Source organism: Streptomyces sp. SDT5-1 (assembly GCF_052245995.1).
Taxonomy (GTDB): domain Bacteria; phylum Actinomycetota; class Actinomycetes; order Streptomycetales; family Streptomycetaceae; genus Streptomyces.
The window spans coordinates 4,895,557-4,913,402 of record NZ_CM125963.1 but is presented as its reverse complement, the minus strand read 5'-3'; the positions used below and the strand labels follow the sequence as shown (position 1 = coordinate 4,913,402).

Annotated in this window: 14 protein-coding genes; all 14 read right to left on the bottom strand. The window is 69.5% G+C overall.

The window, feature by feature from the left end; translation table 11 throughout:
• Window positions 1–19: 19 nt before the first annotated feature.
• Window positions 20–1,993, bottom strand: a complete 1,974-nt coding sequence (gene recQ, locus ACTWJ8_RS22715) for a DNA helicase RecQ (RefSeq protein ID WP_443260135.1) — start codon at window positions 1,991–1,993, stop codon at window positions 20–22.
• Between the two features lie 182 nt (window positions 1,994–2,175).
• Window positions 2,176–3,825: an NADH-quinone oxidoreductase subunit NuoN gene (gene nuoN, locus ACTWJ8_RS22710; RefSeq protein WP_443260134.1), complete on the bottom strand. Its 1,650-nt coding sequence runs from the start codon at window positions 3,823–3,825 to the stop codon at window positions 2,176–2,178.
• Window positions 3,822–5,396 carry an NADH-quinone oxidoreductase subunit M gene (locus ACTWJ8_RS22705; protein ID WP_356375088.1) on the bottom strand — a complete coding sequence of 525 codons (1,575 nt, stop codon included), beginning with the start codon at window positions 5,394–5,396 and terminating at the stop codon, window positions 3,822–3,824. Before ACTWJ8_RS22705 ends, nuoN begins: the two co-directional genes overlap by 4 nt.
• A 5-nt stretch (window positions 5,397–5,401) precedes the next feature.
• On the bottom strand, window positions 5,402–7,348 hold the full coding sequence (gene nuoL / locus ACTWJ8_RS22700) for an NADH-quinone oxidoreductase subunit L (RefSeq protein WP_356375091.1): 1,947 nt from the start codon (window positions 7,346–7,348) through the stop codon (window positions 5,402–5,404).
• A 13-nt stretch (window positions 7,349–7,361) separates the two neighbouring features.
• Window positions 7,362–7,661: an NADH-quinone oxidoreductase subunit NuoK gene (gene nuoK / locus ACTWJ8_RS22695; RefSeq protein ID WP_003974374.1), complete on the bottom strand. Its 300-nt coding sequence runs from the start codon at window positions 7,659–7,661 to the stop codon at window positions 7,362–7,364.
• Window positions 7,658–8,485, bottom strand: a complete 828-nt coding sequence (locus ACTWJ8_RS22690) for an NADH-quinone oxidoreductase subunit J (protein WP_356375093.1) — start codon at window positions 8,483–8,485, stop codon at window positions 7,658–7,660. Before ACTWJ8_RS22690 ends, nuoK begins: the two co-directional genes overlap by 4 nt.
• Window positions 8,482–9,105, bottom strand: coding sequence for an NADH-quinone oxidoreductase subunit NuoI (gene nuoI / locus ACTWJ8_RS22685; protein WP_356375096.1), 624 nt, complete (start codon window positions 9,103–9,105; stop codon window positions 8,482–8,484). The genes ACTWJ8_RS22690 and nuoI overlap by 4 nt, the downstream gene beginning before the upstream one ends.
• Window positions 9,098–10,474: an NADH-quinone oxidoreductase subunit NuoH gene (nuoH, locus tag ACTWJ8_RS22680; protein WP_356375099.1), complete on the bottom strand. Its 1,377-nt coding sequence runs from the start codon at window positions 10,472–10,474 to the stop codon at window positions 9,098–9,100. The genes nuoI and nuoH overlap by 8 nt, the downstream gene beginning before the upstream one ends.
• Entirely contained in the window at window positions 10,471–12,972 is a 2,502-nt protein-coding gene (locus ACTWJ8_RS22675; protein ID WP_443260133.1) for an NADH-quinone oxidoreductase subunit G, read from the bottom strand. The genes nuoH and ACTWJ8_RS22675 overlap by 4 nt, the downstream gene beginning before the upstream one ends.
• The gene (gene nuoF / locus ACTWJ8_RS22670; RefSeq protein WP_356375104.1) at window positions 12,969–14,336 is read right to left on the bottom strand and encodes an NADH-quinone oxidoreductase subunit NuoF; all 1,368 of its coding nucleotides are present in this window, start codon (window positions 14,334–14,336) and stop codon (window positions 12,969–12,971) included. Before nuoF ends, ACTWJ8_RS22675 begins: the two co-directional genes overlap by 4 nt.
• On the bottom strand, window positions 14,336–15,196 hold the full coding sequence (gene nuoE, locus ACTWJ8_RS22665) for an NADH-quinone oxidoreductase subunit NuoE (RefSeq protein ID WP_356375107.1): 861 nt from the start codon (window positions 15,194–15,196) through the stop codon (window positions 14,336–14,338). Before nuoE ends, nuoF begins: the two co-directional genes overlap by 1 nt.
• Window positions 15,193–16,515 carry an NADH-quinone oxidoreductase subunit D gene (locus tag ACTWJ8_RS22660; protein ID WP_356375109.1) on the bottom strand — a complete coding sequence of 441 codons (1,323 nt, stop codon included), beginning with the start codon at window positions 16,513–16,515 and terminating at the stop codon, window positions 15,193–15,195. Before ACTWJ8_RS22660 ends, nuoE begins: the two co-directional genes overlap by 4 nt.
• On the bottom strand, window positions 16,515–17,267 hold the full coding sequence (locus tag ACTWJ8_RS22655) for an NADH-quinone oxidoreductase subunit C (RefSeq protein WP_356375112.1): 753 nt from the start codon (window positions 17,265–17,267) through the stop codon (window positions 16,515–16,517). The genes ACTWJ8_RS22660 and ACTWJ8_RS22655 overlap by 1 nt, the downstream gene beginning before the upstream one ends.
• Window positions 17,264–17,818 carry a NuoB/complex I 20 kDa subunit family protein gene (locus tag ACTWJ8_RS22650; protein ID WP_356375115.1) on the bottom strand — a complete coding sequence of 185 codons (555 nt, stop codon included), beginning with the start codon at window positions 17,816–17,818 and terminating at the stop codon, window positions 17,264–17,266. The genes ACTWJ8_RS22655 and ACTWJ8_RS22650 overlap by 4 nt, the downstream gene beginning before the upstream one ends.
• Window positions 17,819–17,846 lie beyond the last annotated feature (28 nt).

Sequence of the window (17,846 nt, the reverse complement as noted above, 5' to 3'; positions counted from 1 at the left end):
CTGCGTGCAGTAGGCCCTCCTACCAGTCGATGTCCTCCGGGACCGGCTCGTCCTCCGGCGGCGGCTCCTGGCCCACGTAGTCGGGCCAGGGCTCGTCGTCCCGGCCCGGTCCGGCGGATGTGGCCGCACCGGAGGACCCGGCCGGGCCGGAGGACTCGCCTCTCAGGCCCGCGAGGACACCGAGCACGCCCTCGCCCCACGTCGCGAGCTTCTTCTCGCCGACCCCGCTGATCGCACCCAACTGGGCCAGCGACGTGGGCTGTTCCTTGGCGATCTCCGCGAGCGTCGTGTTCTGGAAGATGACGTACGCCGGCACGCCGTTCTCCTTCGCCTGCGCTCCGCGCCAGCTGCGCAGCGCCTCGAAGACCGGGGCCACGTCCGGCGCCAGCTCGACCGCGGGCGACTTGGCCCTGCGCTCCCGGGCCGCCGCGGCCCGCGGTGCCGGCTTCGGCTCCTTGCGCAGCCGCACCTCGCGCTGCCGCCCGAGCACCGCCCCGCTCTCCTCGGTCAGCACGAGCGTCCCGTACTCGCCCTCGACCGCGATGAGCCCCTGCGCCAGCAACTGCCGCACCACGCCCCGCCATTCGGCCTCGGCCAGCTCCTCTCCGATGCCGAACACGGAGAGCTGGTCGTGGTCGAACTGGATGACCTTGGCGCTGCGCTTGCCCAGCAGGATGTCGATGATCTGGCCCGCGCCGAACTTCTGCCGCCGCTCCCGCTCCAGCCGCACCACCGTCGACAGGATCTTCTGCGCGGCGATCGTGCCGTCCCACGTCTCGGGCGGCGACAGGCACGTGTCGCAGTTCCCGCAGGCCTCCGCGCCCTCCTGCCCGAAGTACGTGAGGAGCTGGGCCCTGCGGCACTGCGCCGTCTCGCACAGCGCCAGCATCGAGTCGAGGTGGGCGGAGGCCCGGCGCCGGAACGCCTCGTCGCCCTCCCCCATGTTGATCAACTTCCGCTGCTGCACCACGTCCTGCAGCCCGTACGCCATCCACGCCGTCGACGGGAGGCCGTCACGCCCGGCGCGGCCGGTCTCCTGATAGTAGCCCTCGACGGACTTCGGCAGGTCGAGGTGGGCGACGAACCGGACGTCCGGCTTGTCGATGCCCATGCCGAACGCGATGGTCGCGCAGACGACGAGGCCCTCCTCGCGCAGGAACCGCGACTGGTGCTCCGCGCGCACGGCCGCGTCCAGGCCCGCGTGGTACGGCACCGCCTCGATCCCGTTCCGACTCAGGAACTCGGCGGTCGCCTCCACCGACTTCCGCGACAGGCAGTAGACGATGCCCGCGTCGCCCTCGTGCTCCTGCTTGAGGAAGGAGAGGAGCTGCTTCTTCGGGTCGTTCTTCCCGACGATGCGGTACTGGATGTTGGGCCGGTCGAAGCTCGCCACGAAGTGCTTGGCGTCCGGCATGCCGAGGCGCTGGGTGATCTCCTGGTGCGTCGCCCGCGTCGCCGTCGCGGTCAGCGCGATGCGCGGCACGTCGGGCCAACGCTGCCCGAGCACGGAGAGGGCCAGGTAGTCGGGCCGGAAGTCGTGCCCCCACTGGGCCACGCAGTGCGCCTCGTCGATCGCGAAGAGCGAGACCTTGCCGCGCGAGAGCAGCTCCAGGGTGGAGTCGAGCCGCAGCCGCTCGGGCGCCAGGTAGAGCAGGTCGAGCTCGCCCGCGAGGAACTCGGCCTCGACGAGGCGGCGCTCCTCGAAGTCCTGCGTCGAGTTCATGAACCCGGCGCGCACGCCGAGCGCCCGCAGCGCGTCCACCTGGTCCTGCATCAGGGCGATGAGGGGCGAGACCACAATCCCCGTACCGGCTCTGACCAGCGCCGGGATCTGGTAGCAGAGCGATTTGCCGCCGCCGGTCGGCATCAGTACGACGGCGTCGCCACCGTCCACCACGTGATCGATGATCGCTTCCTGCTCGCCGCGGAAGGCGTCGTACCCGAAGACCCGGTGGAGCGTGGCGAGTGCCTCGCTCCCGGTCACCTCGCTCATACCCTGTGTCCCGTCCATCGCCCTGCCCCCGTGCGTCCTGCTCGTCTCGTCTTTTCCCGTAACGATAGGGGTCGGGACCGACAGTCCGAAAAGTTATCCACAGGCTGGGGGTCGCGCCGCGCGCAGGGAGGCCCGGCCCCCTTGCGGGGACCGGGCCTCCACCGGGATCGGCGGCTGCGCCGCTACCGCACGAACACCCCGGCCTGGCTCGCCAGGTCCAGGAAGTACTGCGGCGCGAGACCGAGCACGATCGTGACGGCGACGCCCACGCCGATCGTCGTCATGGTCAGCGGCGACGGCACGGCCACGGTCGGCCCGTCCGTCTTCGGCTCGCTGAAGAACATGAGGACGATCACGCGGATGTAGAAGAACGCGGCGATCGCCGATGACACGACACCGACCACGACGAGCGCGCCCGCGCCGCCATCGGCCGCCGCCTTGAACACGGCGAACTTCCCCGCGAACCCGGAGGTCAGCGGGATGCCCGCGAAGGCCAGCAGGAACACCGCGAAGACCGCCGCCACCAGGGGCGACCTGCGTCCGAGCCCCGCCCACTTCGACAGGTGCGTCGCCTCGCCGCCCGCGTCGCGCACCAGCGTCACCACGGCGAAGGCGCCGATGGTCACGAAGGAGTACGCGGCCAGGTAGAAGAGGACGGACGAGACGCCGTCGGGCGTCGTCGCGATGACACCGGCCAGGATGAAACCGGCGTGCGCGATCGACGAGTAGGCGAGGAGCCGCTTGATGTCGGTCTGCGTGATCGCGACGATCGCGCCGGCCAGCATCGTGACGATGGCGACCGCCCACATGACCGGCCGCCAGTCCCAGCGCATCCCGGGCAGCACCACGTACAGCAGGCGCAGCAGCGCGCCGAAGGCCGCGACCTTCGTGGCCGCCGCCATGAACCCGGTGACCGGCGTCGGGGCGCCCTGGTAGACGTCCGGCGTCCACATGTGGAACGGCACGGCGCCGACCTTGAACAGCAGCCCCATGACGACGAGCGCCATGCCGATGAGCAGCAGCGCGTCGTTGCCCATCGTGTCGGCGAGCGCCGGGTCCACGTTCTGCACCGAGCCGTCGACGACGCTCGCGATCGTGGCGTACGAGACGGAGCCCGCGTAGCCGTACAGGAGCGCGATGCCGAACAGGGTGAAGGCGGACGCGAAGGCGCCGAGCAGGAAGTACTTGACCGCGGCCTCCTGCGACATGAGCCGCTTGCGGCGGGCCACGGCGCACAGCAGGTACAGCGGCAGCGAGAAGACCTCGAGGGCGATGAACAGCGTCAGCAGGTCGTTCGCCGACGGGAAGACCAGCATGCCGCCGATCGCGAAGAGCGCCAGCGGGAACACCTCGGTGGTGGTGAACCCGGCCTTTATGGCGGCCTTCTCGCTGTCGCTGCCGGGCACGGAGGCGGCCTGCGCGGCGAACGAGTCGACGCGGTTGCCGTGCGCCTCCGGGTCGAGCCGACGCTCGGCGAAGGTGAAGATCGCGACGAGTCCGGACAGCAGGATGGTGCCCTGGAGGAACAGCGCGGGGCCGTCGACGGCGATCGCGCCCATGGCCGCGATGTGCGCCTTCGTCGTCCCGTACCCGCCGGCCGCGAGGCCCACGACCGCCGCGAAGGCGGCGGCGAGCGCGACGACCGCGAGGAACGCCTGCACGTAGTAGCGGGACCGGCGAGGCACCAGGGCCTCGACGAGGATCCCCAGGACGGCGGCACCGATGACGATCAAGGTCGGCGACAATTGCGCGTACTCGATCTTGGGTGCGTCGATCTTGGAGATCGGTTCGGCGGCGGTTGTCCACAGACTGTGGACGGCTGACGTGGTCACTTGTGAGCCGCCTCCACTTCCGGCTTCGGGTCCTTCTTGTGGACGTCGGACAGGGTGTGCTTGACCGCCGGGTTCACCAGCTCGGTGAGCGGCTTCGGGAAGACGCCCAGGAAGATCAGTACGCCGATCAGCGGGACCACCACGGCGAGCTCACGCACCCGCAGGTCCGCGATGCCCTCGTTCGACGGCTTCACCGGGCCCGTCATGGTGCGCTGGTAGAGCACCAGCGTGTAGAGCGCGGCGAGCACGATGCCGATGGTGGCGATGATGCCGATCACCGGGTAGCGCGTGAACGTGCCGACCAGGACGAGGAACTCACTGACGAACGGGGCGAGTCCGGGCAGCGACAGCGTGGCGAGACCGCCGATGAGGAAGGTCCCCGCGAGCACCGGGGCGACCTTCTGCACGCCCCCGTAGTCCGCGATGAGGCGCGAGCCGCGGCGCGAGATCAGGAAGCCGGCGACCAGCATCAGCGCGGCCGTCGAGATCCCGTGGTTGACCATGTAGAGCGTCGCGCCGGACTGGCCCTGGCTGGTCATCGCGAAGATGCCCATGATGATGAAGCCGAAGTGCGAGATCGACGCGTAGGCGATCAGGCGCTTGATGTCGCGCTGGCCGACCGCGAGCAGCGCCCCGTAGACGATGCTGATGAGCGCCAGGACGAGGATCACCGGCGTCGCCCACTTGCTGGCCTCCGGGAAGAGCTGGAGGCAGAAGCGGAGCATGGCGAACGTGCCGACCTTGTCGACCACCGCCGTGATCAGTACGGAGACCGGGGCGGTGGCCTCCCCCATCGCGTTCGGCAGCCAGGTGTGCAGCGGCCACAGCGGGGCCTTCACCGCGAAGGCGAAGAAGAACCCGAGGAAGAGCAGGCGCTCGGTGTTGGTCGCCATGTCGAGCGAGCCGTCGGCCCGCGCCGCGGCGATCTCCTGGAGCGAGAAGTTCCCCGCCACCACGTAGAGACCGATGACGGCCGCCAGCATGATGAGGCCGCCGACGAGGTTGTAGAGGAGGAACTTGACCGCCGCGTACGAGCGTTGGGTCGCGGCCTCCTTCTCGCCGTGCGGGCCCGCACGGTCCCCGAAGCCGCCGATGAGGAAGTACATCGGGATGAGCATGGCTTCGAAGAAGATGTAGAAGAGGAAGACGTCGGTGGCCTCGAAGGAGATGATCACCATCGCCTCGACGAGGAGGATCAGGGCGAAGAAGCCCTGGGTCGGCCGCCACCGCGTGTTTCCTGTTTCCTGCGGGTCCGCGTCGTGCCAGCCCGCGAGGATCACGAACGGGATCAGCAGCGCGGTCAGCGCGATGAGCGCCACCCCGATGCCGTCCACGCCCAGCTCGTAACGGACCCCGAAGTCGGCGATCCACGCGTGGGACTCGGTGAGTTGGAAGCGGCCGCCGCCCGGGTCGAAGCGGACCGCGACCACCGCCGCGAGCACCAGGGTGGCGAGCGAGAACAGCAGCGCGAGCCACTTGGCCGCGGTGCGCTGCTTCGCCGGCACGGCGGCCGTGGCGATCGCGCCCACGGCCGGCAGTACCGCCGTCGCTGTCAGCAGAGGAAAGGACATCGGTATCAGACCGCCCTCATCAGCAGGGTCACCGCGGCGATGACCGCCGCGCCGCCGAACATCGAGACGGCGTACGAGCGCACGTAGCCGTTCTGGAGTTTGCGCAGTCGGCCGGAGAGGCCGCCGACCGAGGCCGCCGTCCCGTTGACCACCCCGTCGACCAGGGTGTGGTCGACGTACACGAGGGAGCGCGTGAGGTGCTCGCCGCCGCGCACCAGGACCACGTGGTTGAAGTCGTCCTGGAGCAGGTCGCGCCGGGCGGCGCGGGTGAGCAGCGAGCCGCGCGGGGCGACGACGGGAACCTCACGGCGCCCGTACTGGACCCAGGCGAGCGCCACACCGATCACGAGGCACACCATGGTGGCCCCGGTGACCGCGGCCGCGCTGATGGGCGCGTGTCCGTGGTCGTGCCCGGTGACCGGCTCCAGCCAGTGCAGGAAGCGGTCGCCGATGGAGAAGAAGCCGCCGGCGAACACCGAGCCGACCGCGAGCACGATCATCGGGATCGTCATGGAGGACGGCGACTCGTGCGGGTGCGGCTCGGCGTGCGCGCCCTGCGTCTCGGCCGCCGGCTCGGCGCTCGGCTGCTCCGGCGACTTCGTCGCCCGGTTCTTCCAGCGCTCCTCGCCGAAGAACGTCATGATCATCACGCGGGTCATGTAGAACGCCGTGATGGCCGCGCCGAGCAGGGCCACGGAGCCGAGGATCCAGCCCTCGGTGCCGCCCTTGGCGAACGCCGCCTCGATGATCTTGTCCTTGGAGAAGAAGCCGGAGAGGCCGGGGAAGCCGATGATGGCGAGATACCCGAGCCCGAACGTCACGAAGGTGACCGGCATGTACTTCCGCAGGCCGCCGAACTTCCGCATGTCGACCTCGTCGTTCATGCCGTGCATGACCGAACCGGCGCCGAGGAAGAGGCCCGCCTTGAAGAAGCCGTGCGTCACCAGGTGCATGATCGCGAAGACGTAGCCGATCGGGCCGAGGCCCGCGGCGAGGATCATGTAGCCGATCTGCGACATCGTCGAGCCCGCGAGGGCCTTCTTGATGTCGTCCTTCGCGCAACCGACGATCGCACCGAACAGCAGCGTGACCGCGCCGACGATGGTGACGACGAGCTGTGCGTCCGGCGCCCCGTTGAAGATCGCGCCGGAGCGGACGATCAGGTAGACACCGGCGGTCACCATGGTCGCGGCGTGGATGAGGGCCGAGACCGGGGTCGGGCCCTCCATCGCGTCGCCGAGCCAGGACTGGAGCGGTACCTGCGCCGACTTGCCGCACGCGGCGAGCAGCAGCATCAGGCCGATGGCGGTGAGCTTGCCCTCGCTGGTGTCCCCGGTGCTGCTCAGGACGTCGCCGAAGGCGAAGGTCCCGAACGTCGTGAACATCAGCATGATCGCGATCGAGAGGCCCATGTCACCGACGCGGTTGACCAGGAAGGCCTTCTTCGCGGCGGTGGCGGCGCTCGGCTTGTGCTGCCAGAACCCGATCAGCAGGTACGAGGCGAGGCCCACGCCCTCCCAGCCGACGTACAGCAGCAGGTAGTTGTCGGCGAGCACCAGGAGGAGCATCGCCGCGAGGAACAGGTTCAGGTAGCCGAAGAAGCGGCGGCGCCGCTCGTCGTGCTCCATGTACCCGATCGAGTAGACGTGGATCAGCGTGCCCACACCGGAGATCAGCAGCACGAACGTCATGGACAGCTGGTCGAGGTGGAACGCGATGTCCGCCTGGAAGCCCTCGACGGGGATCCAGCTGAACAGGTGCTGGCTGAGCGTGCGGTCGTCCGGGCCCTTGCCGAGCAGGTCGGAGAAGAGCAGCAGGGCGACGACGAAGGAGACGGCCGCGAGCAGCGTGCCGAGCAGATGGCCCACCCGGTCCAACGCCCTCCCGCCGCACAGCAGTACGGCCGCTCCGAGCAGGGGCGCCGCTACCAGCAGCGCAATGAGATTCTCCACTGGTTACGACCCCTTACAGCTTCATCAGGCTGGCGTCGTCGACCGAGGCCGAGTGGCGGGAACGGAACAGCGACACGATGATCGCGAGCCCCACGACGACCTCGGCGGCGGCGACGACCATCGTGAAGAACGCGATGATCTGGCCGTCGAGATTGCCGTGCATGCGGGAGAACGCGACGAACGCGAGGTTGCACGCGTTCAGCATCAGCTCGATGCACATGAACACGACGATCGCGTTCCGCCTGATGAGCACGCCGGTGGCGCCGATCGTGAACAACAGGGCGGCGAGATACAGGTAGTTGACCGGATTCACTTCGACGCCTCCTCGGCCCGGTCGAGATCCGAACGCTCGAGTCGGTCGGACGCCCGCTGCTCCAGGGCCTTCAGATCGCTCATCGCCTCACCGGAGACGTCCCGGATCTGGCCGCGGTCGCGGAGCGTCTTCATGACCGTGAGCTCCGAGGGCGAGCCGTCGGGCAGCAGGCCCGCGATGTCCACCGCGTTGTGCCGGGCGTAGACGCCCGGGGCGGGAAGCGGCGGGAGGTGCTTGCCCTCGCGCACCCGCTGCTCGGACAGCTCGCGCTGGGTCTTCGCCCGCTCGGTGCGCTCGCGGTGCGTCAGCACCATCGCGCCGACGGTGGCGGTGATCAGCAGGGCGCCGGTGATCTCGAAGGCGAAGACGTACTTGCTGAAGATGAGGGCCGCGAGGCCCTCCACGTTCCCCCCGGCGTTCGCCTTCGCCAGGCCGTTGAACTGCGTCAGCGAGGCGTTGCCGATCCCCGCGACGAGCAGCACCCCGAAGCCGACCCCGCAGAGGGCGGCGAGCCAGCGCTGCCCCTTGATGGTCTCCTTCAGGGAGTCGGCCGCGGTGACGCCGACGAGCATCACCACGAAGAGGAACAGCATCATGATCGCGCCGGTGTAGACGACGATCTGCACGATGCCCAGGAAGTACGCCCCGTTGGCCAGGTAGAAGACCGCGAGGATGATCATGGTGCCGGCCAGGCAGAGGGCGCTGTGCACGGCCTTCTTCATGAGGATCGTGCACAGCGCGCCGATGACGGCGACCGTGCCGAGGATCCAGAACTGGAAGGCCTCGCCCGTGGAGGTGGCGGAGGCGGCGAGCTGCGCGCTCATGCGTCCACCTCCTCGGTGTCCTCGGTCGGCTTCTCGCCCTTGGAGACGGCCACTTGGCGCTCCGTCCCGGGCGCCGCCTCGGTGACGAGACCCCGGTAGTAGTCCTGCTCGTCCATGCCGGGGTAGATCGCGTGCGGGCTGTCGACCATGCCCTCGTCGAGCCCGGCGAGCAGCTGCTCCTTGGTGTAGATCAGGTTGGCGCGGCTGCTGTCGGCCAGCTCGAACTCGTTCGTCATCGTCAGCGCGCGCGTGGGGCACGCCTCGATGCACAGGCCGCACAGAATGCAGCGGGCGTAGTTGATCTGGTAGACCCGCCCGTACCGCTCGCCCGGGGAGTAGCGCTCCTCCTCGGTGTTGTCCGCGCCCTCGACGTAGATCGCGTCGGCCGGGCAGGCCCAGGCGCACAGCTCGCAGCCGACGCACTTCTCCAGGCCGTCCGGATGGCGGTTGAGCTGGTGCCTGCCGTGGAACCGGGGAGCGGTGGTCTTCTGCTGCTCCGGGTACTGCTCGGTCAGCCGCTTCTTGAACATGGCCTTGAAGGTCACGCCGAAGCCGGCGACGGGGTTCATGAACCCCGGCTCGGTGTCCTTCTGCTGACCGGAGTTGGTCTCGTCAGCCATCGGACGCCTCCTTTCCTTCGCGAGTTCCGCCGATCGACTCGTCACTCTGAGTATCGGGGCCGCCACTGACAATCAGCTCCCGCTCCCGGCGGGGCCGCCTGCGCGGCACGGGCGGCAGGGTCTGCCCCGGCAGCGGCGGCACGGGGAATCCGCCCGCCATCGGGTCGAAGGCCGCGGCCGGTTCCTCGGCGGCCTCCCGCTGCTTGGCCCCTCGGTCGCGGAAGATGTCCACGACGAACGACAGGAGCAGGACCACGAGGATCGCGCCGCCGACGTACAGGGCGATCGAGGCGAAGTCGACGTTCTCGTTGCGCAGCGTCCGCACGGTCGCGACCAGCATCAGCCACACCACGGAGATCGGGATGAGGACCTTCCAGCCGAGCTTCATCAGCTGGTCGTAGCGGACGCGGGGCAGCGTGCCGCGCAGCCAGATGAAGAAGAACAGCAACAGCTGGACCTTGACGACGAACCAGAGCATCGGCCACCAGCCGTGGTTCGCGCCCTCCCAGAACGTGGAGATCGGCCACGGGGCCCGCCAGCCGCCCAGGAAGAGCGTCACGGACACGGCCGAGACCGTCACCATGTTCACGTACTCGGCGAGCATGAACATCGCGAACTTGATGGAGGAGTACTCGGTGTTGAAGCCGCCGACGAGGTCGCCCTCGGACTCCGGCATGTCGAACGGGGCGCGGTTCGTCTCGCCGACCATCGTGACGATGTAGAGCAGGAACGAGACCGGCAGCAGGACGATGTACCAGCGGTCGTGCTGCTGGGCGACGATCTCCGAGGTCGACATCGAGCCCGAGTAGAGGAACACCGAGGCGAACGCGGCGCCCATCGCGATCTCGTACGAGATCATCTGCGCGCAGGACCGCAGTCCGCCGAGGAGCGGGTACGTCGATCCGGACGACCAGCCGGCGAGGACGATGCCGTAGATGCCGACGGAGGCGACCGCGAGGATGTAGAGCATCGCGATCGGCAGGTCGGTGAGCTGCATCGTGGTGCGGTGGCCGAAGATCGAGATCTCGTTGCCCGCGGGGCCGAACGGGATCACGGCGATCGCCATGAAGGCGGGGATCGCCGCGACGATCGGCGCCAGGATGTAGACGACCTTGTCGGCGCGCTTGACGACGACGTCTTCCTTGAGCATCAGCTTGATGCCGTCGGCGAGCGACTGGAGCATGCCCCAGGGGCCGTGCCGGTTCGGGCCGATGCGCAGCTGCATCCAGGCGACGACCTTGCGCTCCCACACGATGGAGAACAGCACGGTCAGCATCACGAAGGCGAAGCAGAAGACCGCCTTGATGACGACGAGCCACCAGGGGTCGCGGCCGAACATCGAGAGGTCTTCAAGTGCCAGTGGACTCATGACTGCACCTCCGGGGCTCCGGCGGCGACGGCCGGGCCGATCTTCACCAGGTCGCCGGGCACGGCCCCCGTGTCCGAAGCGACGCCGCCGCCCACGGAGTTGAGCGGCAGCCACACGACGCGGTCGGGCATCTCGGTGACCTGGAGCGGGAACGCGACGCTGCCGAGCGCCCCGGTGACCGTCAGGACGTCGCCGTCCTTCACGCCCGCCTCCGCGGCGGTCGCGGCGGACACGCGCGCGTGGGCGGCGTGCCGCGTCCCGGCGAGCGCGTCGTCGCCCTCCTGGAGGCGGCCCAGGTCGAGCAGCAGCCGGTGTCCCGCGAGGACGGCCTCTCCGGAGGCGGGCCGCGGCAGCTGCGCGGTCGTCTCCAGGGGCTCCGTGGCGTGTGGTCCGTCCCAGTTGCCGAGCCGGTCCAACTCGCCGCGCAGGGAGCGCAGATCGGGCAGGCCCAGGTGGACGTCCATGGCGTCGGCGACCATCTGGAGCACGCGCGCGTCCGTGGGCGCCACGCGCCGCGTCATCTGGTCGGGCTTGAGCGCGGCCTCGAACATCCGCGCCCGGCCCTCCCAGTTGAGGAACGTGCCCGCCTTCTCGGCGACCGCGGCCACCGGCAGGACGACGTCGGCGTGGTCGGTGACCTCGCTGGGCCGCTGCTCCAGGGAGACCAGGAAGCCCACCTCGTGAAGGGCTTCACGCGCGCGTGCCGGGGAGGGCAGGTCGGCGACCTCTACCCCGGCCACCACGAGGGCGCCGAGCTCTCCGGTGGCCGCGGCCTCCACGATCTGCCCGGTGTCCCGCCCGAAGCGGTGCGGCAGTTCGGCCACACCCCAGGCGGCGGCGACCTGCTCCCGCGCGCGCGGGTCGGTCGCGGGCCGGCCGCCCGGCAGCAGCGAGGGCAGCGCGCCGGCCTCGACGGCGCCGCGCTCACCGGCCCGGCGCGGGATCCACACCAGGTCGGCGCCGGTCGCGGACGCGGCCCGTACGGCGGCGGTGAGGCCGCCGGGGACCGCCGCGAGCCGCTCGCCGACGACGATGACGGTGGCTTCGCCGCGCAGTGCCTGCGCCGCGGCCTCCCCGCCGCCTTCGAGGCCGACACCGGAGGCGAGCGCGTCCAGCCACTCGGGCTCGGTGCCGGGAGCGGCCGGCAGCAGCGTGCCGCCCGCCTTCTCCAGGCCGCGCGTCGCGTGCGTGGCGAGCGAATAGACCTTCTGGCCGCTCTTGCGCCACGCCTTGCGGAGCTTCAGGAAGACGCCGGGCGCCTCCTCCTCGGACTCGAACCCGACGAGGAGCACCGCGGACGCCTTTTCGAGCGCCTTGTAGGTGACCCCGCTGCCGTCCAGGTCGCGACCGCGACCCGCGACGCGGGCCGCCAGGAAGTCGGCCTCCTCGCTGCTGTGCACACGCGCGCGGAAGTCGATGTCGTTCGTGTCGAGGGCGACGCGCGCGAACTTGCTGTACGCGTAGGCGTCCTCGACGGTGAGCCGACCGCCGGTGAGCACCCCGGCCCTGCCGCGGGCGGCGGCGAGGCCGCGCGCGGCGGTCTCCAGCGCCTCCGGCCAGGAGGCGGGCCGCAGTTCACCGCTCTCCGCGTCCCGTACGAGGGGGTGGGTGAGCCGGTCGGGCTTCTGCGCGTACCGGAAGCCGAAGCGGCCCTTGTCGCAGATCCACTCCTCGTTGACCTCGGGGTCGTTCGCCGCGAGGCGGCGCATGACCTTGCCGCGCCGGTGGTCTGTGCGGGTCGCGCAGCCGCCCGCGCAGTGCTCGCACACGCTCGGCGACGACACGAGGTCGAAGGGCCGGGAGCGGAACCGGTACGCCGCCGAGGTCAGCGCGCCGACCGGGCAGATCTGGATGGTGTTCCCGGAGAAGTACGACTCGAAGGGGTCGCCCTCGCCCGTGCCGACCTGCTGGAGCGCGCCGCGCTCGATCAGCTCGATCATCGGGTCGCCCGCGATCTGGTTGGAGAACCGGGTGCAGCGCGCGCACAGCACGCACCGCTCGCGGTCGAGCAGCACCTGCTTCGAGATCGGGACCGGCTTCTCGTAGGTGCGCTTTTTGCCCTCGAAGCGGGAGTCGGCCTGACCGTGCGACATCGCCTGGTTCTGGAGCGGGCACTCGCCGCCCTTGTCGCAGACGGGGCAGTCGAGGGGGTGGTTGATGAGCAGCAGCTCCATGACCCCCTTCTGCGCCTTCTCGGCGACCGGGGAGGAGAGCTGGCTCTTGACGACCATGCCGTCGGTGCAGGTGATGGTGCAGGAGGCCATCGGCTTGCGCTGGCCCTCCACCTCGACGATGCACTGGCGGCAGGCGCCCGCCGGGTCGAGCAGCGGGTGGTCGCAGAAGCGCGGGATCTCAATGCCGAGCATCTCGGCGGCCCGGATGACCAGGGTCCCCTTGGGGACGCTGATCTCGATGCCGTCGATCGTCAAGGACACGAGGTCCTCGGGCGGAACCGCCGCCTCGCCGCCCCCGGAGGGAGCGCTAGCGGTCACAGTCATGCGTTCACCTCCGTGCGGTGCTTGTCGCCCCGGTCCGCCCAGAGCGTGGACTTGGCCGGGTCGAAGGGGCAGCCCTTGCCCGTGATGTGCTGCTCGTACTCGTCGCGGAAGTACTTGAGCGAGGAGAAGATCGGCGAGGCGGCGCCGTCGCCGAGGGCGCAGAACGACTTGCCGTTGATGTTGTCGGCGATGTCGCCCAGCTTGTCGAGGTCGGACAGGGTGCCCTTGCCCGCCTCGATGTCCCGGAGCAACTGGACGAGCCAGTACGTTCCTTCACGGCACGGCGTGCACTTGCCGCAGGACTCGTGGGCGTAGAACTCGGTCCACCGCGTGACCGCGCGCACGACGCAGGTCGTCTCGTCGAAGCACTGGAGCGCCTTGGTGCCGAGCATCGATCCGGCGGCGCCGACGCCCTCGTAGTCGAGGGGTACGTCGAGGTGCTCCTCGGTGAACATCGGCGTCGAACTGCCGCCCGGGGTCCAGAACTTGAGCCGGTGGCCCGGGCGCATGCCGCCGCTCATGTCGAGGAGCTGGCGCAGCGTGATGCCGAGCGGGGCCTCGTACTGGCCGGGGCTCGCGACGTGGCCGCTGAGCGAGTACAGCGTGAAGCCCGGGGACTTCTCGCTGCCCATCGACTTGAACCAGTCTTTCCCGCGATTCAGGATCGCGGGAACCGACGCGATGGACTCGACGTTGTTCACCACAGTGGGGCACGCGTAGAGGCCCGCGACGGCAGGGAAGGGGGGACGGAGTCGCGGCTGACCACGCCGGCCTTCGAGCGAGTCCAGGAGTGCGGTCTCCTCACCACAGATGTACGCGCCCGCGCCGGCGTGCACGGTGAGTTCGAGGTTGAGACCGGACCCGAGGATGTTCTGCCCGAGATACCCCGCGGCGTAGGCCTCGCGCACGGCCTCGTGCAGGCGCCGCAGTACGGGGACCACTTCGCCGCGCAAGTAGATGAACGCGTGCTCGGAACGGATCGCGTAACAGGCGATCACGATGCCCTCGATGAGGCTGTGCGGGTTCGCGAAGAGGAGCGGGATGTCCTTGCAGGTCCCCGGCTCCGATTCGTCGGCGTTGACAACCAGATAGTGCGGCTTGCCGTCTCCCTGGGGGATGAACTGCCACTTCATCCCGGTTGGGAACCCGGCGCCACCACGCCCGCGGAGCCCCGCGTCCTTCACGTACGCGATCAGGTCGTCCGGCTGCATCGCGAGGGCCTTGCGCAGCCCCTCGTAGCCCTCGTGCCGACGATACACATCCAAGGACCAGGACTTGTCCTGGTCCCAGAAGGCCGACAGGACCGGAGAGAGCAGCTTCTCCGGGCTGGTGTCGTTGTTCTCGATCTCGGCTGCCAAGGTCATCACTCCCCCTCCTCGGCGGTCGGTCCCGCTGGGTGCTGCGGGTCGGAGGCCGATGTGTCCTGCGGCGCGTCGTGCGAGCTCAGGTGCTCGGTGGGCGACGGGTCGTGGGGCGGCTCGCCCTCGATGCCCCCGCCGCGCGGGTGCACCACGCGCGCGGGCTCGGTCTCCCCCTTGGCCAGGCGGAGCCCGATCAGCGAGGCGGGGCCCGCGCTGCCGCTCGCTTCGACGGCCCCCGCGCGCTCGTCCGGAAAGCCGGCCAGGATGCGAGCGGTCTCCTTGAAGGTGCACAGGGGGGCGCCGCGTGTGGGTGACACCTGGGTGCCCGCGCGGAGGTCGTCGACGAGCTGCCGGGCGGTCTCGGGCGTCTGGTTGTCGAAGAACTCCCAGTTGACCATCACCACGGGAGCGAAATCACAAGCGGCGTTGCACTCGATGTGCTCCAGCGTGATCTTGCCGTCGTCCGTCGTCCCGTTGTTGCCGACGCCGAGGTGCTCCTGGAGCGACTCGAAGATGGCGTCGCCACCCATGACGGCGCACAACGTGTTGGTGCAGACGCCCACTTGGTAGTCGCCGCTCGGCTTGCGGCGGTACATCGTGTAGAAGGTCGCGACGGCGGTGACCTCGGCGGTGGTCAGGCCGAGCATGTCCGCGCAGAACTGCATGCCGGTGCGGGTCACGTGGCCCTCCTCCGACTGCACGAGGTGCAGCAGCGGGAGCAGCGCCGAGCGGGAGCCGGGATAGCGGGAGATGATCTCCTTCGCGTCCGCCTCCAGGCGGGTTCGGACGTCGTCCGGGTACGCGGGCGCGGGCAGCTGTGGCATGCCCAGACTCACGCCCTGCTCCGAAGAACTGGTGGTCACCGGTCGACGCCTCCCATCACGGGGTCGATGGACGCGACGGCGACGATGACGTCGGCGACCTGGCCGCCCTCGCACATCGCCGCCATGGCCTGAAGGTTGGTGAAGGACGGGTCGCGGAAGTGGACCCTGAAGGGGCGGGTGCCGCCGTCGGACACGGCGTGCACACCGAGCTCGCCCTTGGGCGACTCCACGGCGGCGTACGCCTGTCCCGGTGGGACGCGGAAGCCTTCGGTCACCAGCTTGAAGTGGTGGATGAGGGCCTCCATGGAGGTGCCCATGATGTTCTTGATGTGGTCGAGCGAGTTGCCGAGGCCGTCCGGGCCGAGGGCCAGCTGGGCGGGCCAGGCGATCTTCTTGTCGCCGACCATGACCGGGCCCGGCTCCAGGCGGTCGAGGCACTGCTCGACGATGCGCAGCGACTGGCGCATCTCCTCCAGGCGGATCAGGAAGCGCCCGTACGAGTCGCAGGTGTCGGCGGTCGGGATCTCGAAGTCGTAGTTCTCGTAGCCGCAGTAGGGCTGCGCCTTGCGCAGGTCGTGCGGCAGGCCGGCCGAGCGCAGGATCGGTCCGGTGGCGCCGAGGGCCATGCAGCCCGCGAGGTCGAGGTAGCCGACGTCCTGCATGCGGGCCTTGAAGATGGGGTTCCCGGTGGCGAGCTTGTCGTACTCGGGAAGGTTCTTCTTCATCTTCTTCACGAACTCGCGGAGCTGGTCCACCGCGCCGGGCGGCAGGTCCTGGGCGAGCCCGCCGGGGCGGATGTACGCGTGGTTCATCCGCAGGCCGGTGATCAACTCGTAGATGTCGAGAACGAGTTCACGATCACGGAATCCGTAGATCATGATCGTGGTGGCGCCGAGCTCCATGCCGCCGGTGGCGATGGCGACGAGGTGCGAGGACAACCGGTTCAGCTCCATGAGGAGCACGCGGATGACGTTCGCCCGGTCCGGGATCTCGTCCTCGATGCCGAGGAGCTTCTCGACGGCGAGGCAGTACGCCGTCTCGTTGTAGAAGGGCGTCAGGTAGTCCATGCGCGTCACGAACGTGGTGCCCTGGGTCCACGTCCGGTACTCGAGGTTCTTCTCGATGCCGGTGTGGAGGTAGCCGATGCCGCAGCGGGCCTCGGTCACGGTCTCGCCGTCGATCTCCAGGATCAGGCGCAGCACCCCGTGGGTGGAGGGGTGCTGGGGCCCCATGTTGACGATGATGCGCTCGTCGTCCGATTTCGCCGCCGTCTCGGCGACCTCGTCCCAGTCACCTCCGGTGACCGTGTAGACGGTGCCTTCGGTGGTCTCGCGCGGGGAGGCAGAAGGAGTGGTCATCAGGAGTACGACCTCCGCTGGTCCGGAGCCGGGATCTGGGCGCCCTTGTACTCGACGGGGATGCCGCCGAGGGGGTAGTCCTTGCGCTGCGGGAAGCCCTGCCAGTCGTCCGGCATCATGATCCGCGTCAGCGCGGGGTGACCGTCGAAGACGATGCCGAAGAAGTCGTACGCCTCGCGCTCGTGCCAGTCGTTCGTCGGATACACCGGGACCAGGGTCGGGACGTGCGGGTCCGCGTCGGGCATGGAGACCTCGAGCCGGATCAGCCGGTTGTGGGTGATCGACCGCAGGTGGTAGACGGCGTGCAGCTCGCGGCCCTTGTCGCCGGGGTAGTGCACTCCGGAGACCCCCGTGCACAGTTCGAAGCGCAGGGCCGGGTCGTCGCGCAGGGTGCGGGCGACGCGGAGCAGGTGCTCGCGCTCGATGTGGAAGGTGATCTCGCCGCGGTCGACGACGGTCTTGTCGATGGCGTTCTCGGGGACGAGGCCCTGTTCCTCCAGGGCGCCCTCCAGCTCGTCGGCCACCTCGTCGAACCAGCCGCCGTACGGGCGGGAGGATTCTCCGGGGAGCCGGATGGAGCGGACCAGTCCGCCGTAGCCGGAGGTGTCGCCGCCGTTGTTGGCGCCGAACATGCCGCGCTGGACGCGGATCTCCTCGCCCTGGTCCCCGCGCTGCCCCGGGAGGTTGGAAGCGCTGAGGTCCTTCTCGGGGTTGACCCCGTTCGATCCCTTGTCGCCGTGCGCGTCGCTCACCGCAGCAGCCCCTTCATCTCGATCGTCGGCAGGGCGTTGCGCGCCGCTTCCTCGGCCTCGCGGGCCGCCTCCTCGGCGTTCACGCCGAGCTTGCCGCCCTGGACCTTCTGGTGGAGCTTGAGGATCGCGTCCATCAGCATCTCGGGGCGGGGCGGGCAGCCGGGCAGGTAGATGTCGACCGGGACGACGTGGTCGACGCCCTGCACGATCGCGTAGTTGTTGAACATCCCGCCGGAGGAGGCGCAGACGCCCATGGAGATGACCCACTTGGGGTTGGGCATCTGGTCGTAGACCTGGCGCAGGACGGGGGCCATCTTCTGGCTCACCCGGCCGGCCACGATCATCAGGTCCGCCTGGCGGGGCGAGCCGCGGAAGACCTCCATGCCGAACCGCGCCAGGTCGTAGCGCCCCGCGCCCGTCGTCATCATCTCGATGGCGCAGCAGGCGAGTCCGAACGTGGCGGGGAACATGGACGACTTGCGCACCCAGCCCGCGGCCTGTTCGACGGTGGTCAGCAGGAATCCGCTCGGCAGCTTTTCTTCGAGTCCCATTGGTCTGTGGCTCCTGGTCTCCCCTATA